The 5,203-nt window shown below is 71.4% G+C and carries 3 protein-coding genes and 2 pseudogenes; all 5 read left to right on the top strand.

Translation table 11 applies throughout. The features are described 5' to 3' along the window. A pseudogene (locus tag Q0Q47_RS30865) lies at positions 1-596 on the top strand (hypothetical protein); the annotation flags it as partial. Between the two features lie 917 nt (positions 597-1,513). After that, positions 1,514-1,882, top strand: a complete 369-nt coding sequence (locus Q0Q47_RS30860) for a hypothetical protein (RefSeq protein ID WP_293868988.1) — start codon at positions 1,514-1,516, stop codon at positions 1,880-1,882. A 418-nt stretch (positions 1,883-2,300) separates the two neighbouring features. Next, positions 2,301-3,488, top strand: coding sequence for a hypothetical protein (locus Q0Q47_RS30855; RefSeq protein ID WP_293868986.1), 1,188 nt, complete (start codon positions 2,301-2,303; stop codon positions 3,486-3,488). 129 nt (positions 3,489-3,617) lie between these two features. Beyond that, positions 3,618-3,977, top strand: coding sequence for a plasmid mobilization relaxosome protein MobC (gene mobC / locus Q0Q47_RS30850; RefSeq protein WP_293868984.1), 360 nt, complete (start codon positions 3,618-3,620; stop codon positions 3,975-3,977). Next, positions 3,974-5,203 (top strand): annotated as a pseudogene (locus Q0Q47_RS30845) (hypothetical protein); the annotation flags it as partial. The gene mobC and the pseudogene Q0Q47_RS30845, both read left to right, overlap by 4 nt.

The raw sequence follows: 5,203 nt of genomic DNA, 5'->3' as shown, positions 1-5,203 counted from the left end.
GGCGGGCCGAGGCCGCCCGGCAGCGGATGGCGCGGGCCTCCGTCCCGCTCGAACCGCCCGCCAGCCTCGCGGAGGCCCGGGAACGCGCTGGGAAGGCCCGTAGGGCGGCTCAGGACGCGGAGCGGCGCGAGGACGAGGCCAAGGCCAAGCTGGCCGCTGCGGAGGCCTCACGGCCTCGCGGCGTGCTCGCGTGGGTGACCGGCAAGGCCGCCGCCGCCGACCGTCAGATTCTCGCGCTGGAGAAGCTGGCCGGGGAGCGCGCGCAGGACGCACGCACCCGGCGCAGCATGCGCGACACCGCCAGCAGGGGCGAGGATCGGGAGACCCGCGCCTTCAAGGACGCCGAGGCCGCGCACCAGCGCCGGCAGGAGGGCGAGCAGCGTGAGGCCCGCATGGACCTCGCCCGAGTCGACCGGCTGCGCAGCGCGATGGAGGCCCGGCCGGAGTGGGCGGTGGCCGGTGTGCCTGCGCTGGAAGAGCACATGCGCCGGGCCGAGGCCGTGCGCCGCGCCGAGGAAGCCAAGCTCCGCGAGCAGGAGCGTCGCCGGCAGGAGGCCGAGGACCGGGCCTACAGGCCGAGGGGACCTAGTCGCTGAGCGGGCCTGTGCATTGCGTTCCAGAATGTGACTGGCGTCCCAAGCGGGGCGGGGCGGGCCGGGGTAGCCTCCTCGCTCCCATGCACGATGCTACAGCGGTTCCTGCCGGGTCACGGGCCCCGGCAGGATCGGCTGCGCCGACCCCGCTTCCCGCATAGTGCACGGGGCCCGGCTCGTCGGTGACGGGGCGAACCGGCGCTCGGCCTCCGGCCTCAACCCGGCGCCGCTGCGCTATGCCGGGTTGAGGGCCAGGGTCCGCGCCGGCCCTCCCCGTCAACCCCGGCCCTCGGCTTGGATGGCTCGCTGGTAGCGTTCAATCGCCAGCCTCGTCAGGTCATCTTCCTCGCCGGTGCGGCCCGTCAACGCAGACACGATGTAAACGAGCCGGAGGCGCTCTCGCTCAAGGGCTTCCGAAGCGACCGTGGGCCGGATTTCGTTCCATGCGGCCTCCATTGCCGCTTGCGCCCTAGCGAGGTCAGCTGGATTGGTCAGCGAAGAGAACGGCATGCTTCCCCGCCCCCCTGCGGGAAAATCACTATGCAACGAAAGGCTTCCGGGCGGTAGCCAGGTGGAGGGCCGCCGGGGGTGGTGCGGAAGGCGGGATGACGGGGCAGAGGGGGCGCGATCCTTGCTCCAAGGTTGGGTGGCGCAGCCGCCCGGCCTTGGAGCGGGGACCGCGACAGCCCCCGTCGCCCCGTCAAGGACCGCTGAGGGACCCGACCCGCCCGGATGGACCGGCCTGCTCGCGCAGCGAGCGAAAGGGCCGGTTCAGCCGGGGGACAGATGCGCAGCATCTGCGGGTTGGGAGCGGTCCGGCCCCCTTCACGGCCCCGGCGGCCCGGGCTGGACGGTAGGATTCCGTTAACCATTCCGGATGCACCCTCGATGTCCCCGCCTATGGCGCCATCGAGGGCCGCATGGAAACCGTCAGCCTGTCTTATGACGAACTGGCCGAGCGCATGCGGATAACCCCGCATTCGGCCCGCAATCTGGTGCGTCGGAAGCGCTGGAAGCGCACGGTCGGCAATGATGGCAAGGCGCGGGTCTCCGTGCCGTTCGAGACGCTGGCGGCCCCCTCGGCTCCCCCCTTGGCGGCCCCGCCGGTGGCCCCCTCCCCCGAGAACGAATCCGCCCTGACCATCGCCCGGCTGGAAGTCCAGATCGACGGCTTGAAGGCGCTGGTGGACGCGGAGCGTCGACGCGCCGACGCCGCCGAGGCGGATCGCGACCGCTGGCATGCGTCCGCGAATCGGCCATGGTGGCGTCGATTCGCTGTAAGCGCTTGAAGAATAAGGGCGTTTTGCGAATGTAGGCCCGAGGCCTAGAATGCAAAAACCGCCGGGGAATGACCCCCGGCGGCTTATGTGGTCCCGGCGACCTATTTCGCGAGCACTTTGGCCGGCGCAGCGAAACAGGGAGCCCAACAAGGAGCCGGCTCAGTGAGCCGGAACCGCTGTTGTTATACCCCCTGACCCATGCACGAATCAATAGCGCGGCCGTCCTGATGGCGCTGTGAGCCCCGTCGCACGGCTGTTCGACGCTGCCGGCCCCGCCGGTGGCGGCGCTTCCGTGCGCGCTTCCGGCCCCCGCAGGGGGGCGCTCGACAACAGAGGCGCTACGTTGACCCCCCCCCCTCCTTCTGAGGGAGACGGGTTCCTGTCCACCACGTCGAAGCGGTTCGAGCTTCGCCATGGCATCGGCCGGATGCTCCGCGATCCGGAGACGGGCAAGGGGCCTGCCGTCTGCGGCTGTGGCCGTTCCGGCCATGAGGCCGAGGCGGTCACCATCACCCGGCGCGAGAGCGGCGCAGTAGGCGTCGGCGGCGTCTTCCGTTGCGATAGCGCGTGGCTCTGCCCCTCCTGCGCGCCGCGCCAGACGCTCGACCGGCAGGGGAGGGTCAAGGAGGCCGTCAGCGCGCTCTACGGGCAGGACGGGACGGCCGTCATGGTCACGCTCACGGTGCAGCATCGCGCCGGCGATCGGCTCGCTGACCTCAAGCGGATTGTCCAGACCGCAGGCCGCAAGGCCCGGCAGGGCGCGCCCTGGGCGCGGATGCAGAAGCGGGCCGGCGTGATCGGTGTGCTTGTCGCGCCCGAGGTCACGCATGGACGGCACGGCTGGCACTTCCATCTGCACCTGCTGGTACTCTGCCTGGCGCAGTCGAATTCGACCGCTGCCGAGGCCGGCGAGTTCCTGATCCAGCGGTACATGCAGTACGTCGAGGCCGAGGGCGCGACGGCGCAACGGCTCGGGCAGGATGTGCAGGTGGCGACCAGCCCCGAGAACGCCGCCGACTACGTGGCGAAGGGCCTCGCATGGGAACTCGCCGGCAGGAGCGGCAAGGTCAGCCGCTCGGCCAAGGGCCGCGCCCCGTTCGAGATCGCGGCCAGCGCCATGACCGGCCAGCCCCGCGACTATGCGCTCTGGCGGGAATACGCGGAGACCATGGCCGGCACCCGCTCCTGCGTCATCACGGCGGCGATGGCCGAGCGGCTGGGAATCGAGCCCGCCGACGACAGCGCGCAGGATGAGGGCGAGCAGGAGCTTGCCGCCGATGGCGTCGAAGTCGGCATTCTCTCGCCCGGCACGTGGAACGGTCTGATGCGGCTCGGGCAGGCCGCTGCGCTGATCCGCAAGGTGGAGACCGATCAGCCGTGGCCGGAGGTAGCGGCATGGGCGCGCCGGACGGCGAACCCGCCCGAGCCAGCCCCTCCGCCCCCGCAGCCCGTCAGGCCCTCCGAGCGCGACATTCGCGAGACGGCGGCGTTCCAGCGGGGTTCGACTGCCGCTCGCCTCGGCCGTGCAGTCGATGTGCTTCGGCGTTCGACGGGCGCTCGCAGGTCGTTCGAGTTGGATTCCAGCGTCGTTACAGCCCTGATCAAGGCACGGTAGGCACTCGATTTGAAAAGCGCGTGTTGGGTAGCTATCCTGAGATAGCCAGCAGAGCGCGGTTACACCGCACTTACTGGCCAAGGGGGCTGAAGCCCCCTGTGGAACCCCCCTTCGCGGAGCGCTTGGGACATGGCCTCGGAAAGCCGGAAGGCGACGATCACGATCGGCCTGCGACTGACCCCGATTGAGCATCAGCTTGTGCTCGATGCGGCGTCGGCGGCCGGTGTCGGGCCGAGCACCTTGGCCCGCGAGGCGGTGCTCGCGAGGGCCAACGCGCCGCTGCCTCCCCGGCGGCGCAAGCGCGACGGCCTCCGCGTCGAGGTCGGCCGCTGGGCCGGCGAAGCCGCCAAGCTCGGCAACAACCTCAACCAGCTCGCCCGGCATGCGAATACCGGCGGGCGCGTGGACGCCGCCGCCCTCGATGCGCTGCAAGCCGAGATCCGCGCCCTGCATGAGGCGGTGCTGACTGCTGCGGGATCCTCGGGATGATCGGCAACGTCGTCTCGCATGGCCGCTCCGGGCGCGATGCCCGGAACCTCTGCGCCCATCTCCTGAAGACGGAGATGAACGAGCGCGTGGCTGTGCGAATCGACAACATGCTGTCGAGCGACCTGCCGGCATCCCTGCGCGACATGCAGTTGATGCGGGACGGGACCAAGGCCGACGCGGCCTTTCTCCACATCAGCATCAGCCCCGGCCGGCAGATGAGCGACGCCGAGGTGCATCGGGCCGGCGACATCGTGCTGCGCCATCTCGGCATGGCCGAGAACGGCTGCGCCCGCGTGCTGCACGACAAGCCCCGCGTCGCCGGCGAGGGCGGGACGCATCTGCACCTGGTCGTTGCACGAGTAGGCCCGGATGGTCTCGTGGCGCGGGCCGGCCTCGACAAGATCAAGGTCGAGACCGCCTGCCGCCTGGCCGAGTTCGAGCTTGGCGAGGCGCCGACGCTCGGGCGGCATCACGGGAGCGCGCTGCGCTACTTCGAGAAGGCCCGGCCCGAGGTGGCGGCATGGTTGACGGCGGGCCTCGGGCCGCAGCCCGAGCGGCCGCGCAGCGCCGTCACCCCGGACCAGCGCCGGGTTCTGGATCGGAAGGGCGTCGACTTTCGGGACGTGCGCGAGGTCGTGCGCGAGGCCATGGCGCGCAGCGACGGGCCGCAGGCCCTGCGCGCCGCCCTGTCCGAGCAGGGGCTGTCCGTGGTCGCCGGCGACAAGCCGGGTGCATGGATCGTGCGGCGCGGGGACGAGTTCGTCGGGGCGCTCGACCGCCTTGCCAAGCAGAAGCGGGCCGAGGTCTCGGCCTTCATGGAGAAGCAGCATGTCGCAGACCGCCCAGCCAGCCCCGTCCCGAGCGTCGGCAGAGACCATTCTGGTCCAGACCAACAAGGTCGGCCGGATCGCGAGCCAGACGCACGGCCTCGTCCAGACCCTGGCCCAAGCGCTGCTGCCGGAGAGTCCGGAGGAACCGGGCGAGAGCCCGGTCCTGACGACCTTGGAGCAGGTGCTGCAGGCCCTCACCTACCAGACCGAGATGCTGCGTCGGATCGAAGGGCGGCTCGACGCGCTCGAACGGCGGCGGTCGAGGTAGCGCGCGCCGACCGGCAGCCCCGCGCCCGCGACCTGCGGGCCGCTGCGGCCCGGATCGCGGCGCAGGCCAGCCCGGCCTATGGCGACGCCATGCGCGAGCTCGACCGGCGGGCCGAGGCCGCCCGGCAG

Source organism: uncultured Alsobacter sp., from assembly GCF_945952055.1.
Taxonomy (GTDB): Bacteria; Pseudomonadota; Alphaproteobacteria; order Rhizobiales; family Beijerinckiaceae; genus Alsobacter.
The sequence above is the reverse complement of the archived record's forward strand: the minus strand, read 5'-3'. Positions and strand labels throughout refer to the sequence as shown.

Bases quoted from the DNA above. Each gene is read 5' to 3' on its own strand.
- Q0Q47_RS30860 (WP_293868988.1), top strand. From the start codon at position 1,514: ATGGAAACCGTCAGCCTGTCTTATGACGAACTGGCCGAGCGCATGCGG.
- Q0Q47_RS30855 (WP_293868986.1), top strand. From the start codon at position 2,301: ATGCTCCGCGATCCGGAGACGGGCAAGGGGCCTGCCGTCTGCGGCTGT.
- mobC (WP_293868984.1), top strand. From the start codon at position 3,618: ATGGCCTCGGAAAGCCGGAAGGCGACGATCACGATCGGCCTGCGACTG.